Source organism: Pediococcus damnosus (genome assembly GCF_001437255.1).
Lineage (GTDB): Bacteria > Bacillota > Bacilli > Lactobacillales > Lactobacillaceae > Pediococcus > Pediococcus damnosus.
In genome coordinates, this window is record NZ_JQBD01000154.1 from 1 (window position 1) to 1,709 (window position 1,709).

Here is a 1,709-nt window from a genome sequence, read left to right on the forward strand (position 1 = left end):
CTCGTATTATATATTTTGAAACTTTGTTTCTTACTATTCACTACTTAGATGCTGCGTGATATTCTCTAATTGTTCATTGGATTTAGGTCCAACTGGTATAGGCTTTCTCCCCTTGTAGTTTATCTACGTTTTAAGCGTGCCGCCCAGACAATTCGAAACACCGCAAACCACAAGCTGTAGCGATTAGAGTGATTCGTGTTCACTCGCGTGACACGCAGCTGAATCACTTAATCTAGTCTACTTATATTGCGAGGATGCCCGTTAGAATTGGAATTAGGGAACATCACGCAGCACCTAAGCTTATCCAATTAATTCACAATGAAAGGAGGTCCTTATCCTATGAATTTATATTTAGGTATTGATGTTGGTAAAAATAAATTAGACTTTTGTGCTTTAGATTCGGATCAACGTTGTTGTTTTCAAGGTGAAACTACTAATGATCTCAATGGCGCCATTAAGATCAAACAGACGGTCCTAACCGAAACTCAAACGCATCATTATGAAAAAATCACAGCTGGTATGGAAGCTACTTCTGTTTATAACTTTCATCCAATGACTTTTTTGGCCGAAGATAGCGAGTTACAAGCCTTAGGCTTATCGGTAATTACCATTAATCCCTACACATCACATCACTTTAGTCAGCTCTTTAATGACGGTAAAACTGATGCAATTGATGCCAAGCAATTAGCCGATTTATTGCGTGTAGAACCACTTGGAACCCCTGTTGCTCGCCAAGAAAATTATGTTGCGCTGCAACGTTTAACCCGTGAACGCTATCACTTGGTTAAACAAATGACCGATTCAAAAAATCATTTTTTGAACAACCTCTATTATCGTTGTAATACTTTAGAACGAGAGTTACCCACCTCAGTTTTTGGCTCAGCTATGATGACCCTAATTACTGATGAAGAGTTAACCTTGGACGAGGCAGCGGCGCTACCTCTTGATGAATTAGTGACACATCTTCAACAGTTAGCCCACGGTAAATTTGGTGATGCCGAAGCCGTTGCTAAAGCCATTAAGAAAGCAACTCGTTCTTCTTATCGTCTATCAAAAGTCGTAACAGATTCTGTTGATGAAATCTTAGCGGTCTATGCTAATGAAATTCGGATGTTAAAAAAACAAATCCAAGTTTTGGATAAAACAATTACACAGATATCTACTCAAAACACAGATATCAATTGTTTAACTAGTGTTCCCGGTATTGGTCCAGTTTATGCGGCCGGTATTGTGGCAGAAATTGGTCAAATTGAACGTTTTCCGGATGAAAGCCATATTGCCAAGTATGCAGGTCTGGCTTGGTTACCACATGAATCAGGTACGAGTGTTCGTCAAGCTACGCCACGAACTCGTAAGGGTAATCAATATCTTCGTTATTATCTAGTTGAAGCTGCCAATTCGATAAGACGTTATGATATTACTTACCAACGCTATTACCACAAAAAATATGAAGAGGTACCCAAGTATCGTCATCGTCGAGCTATTGTCTTGACGGCACGAAAGCTTGTGAGATTGGTGGAAGTCTTGCTTAGAAACCATCAATTTTATATACCACCCAAAGTGGTATAGCCTTCGAGTTTACGATACTGAGTCCCTTCTTAACCCGCTAAATTAACTGTTTTAGTGGGCTGGGGAAGGTATACTCTCAAGAACTAATTAATAATAAAAACAAAGTTTTTTACATACTTGACTTATCACCACAAGGCTTA

General features: G+C 39.1%; 1 protein-coding gene. It reads left to right on the top strand.

The window, feature by feature from the left end; translation table 11 throughout:
* Positions 1-339: 339 nt before the first annotated feature.
* Positions 340-1,569 carry an IS110 family RNA-guided transposase gene (locus IV84_RS10350; RefSeq protein WP_056986621.1) on the top strand — a complete coding sequence of 410 codons (1,230 nt, stop codon included), beginning with the start codon at positions 340-342 and terminating at the stop codon, positions 1,567-1,569.
* Positions 1,570-1,709 lie beyond the last annotated feature (140 nt).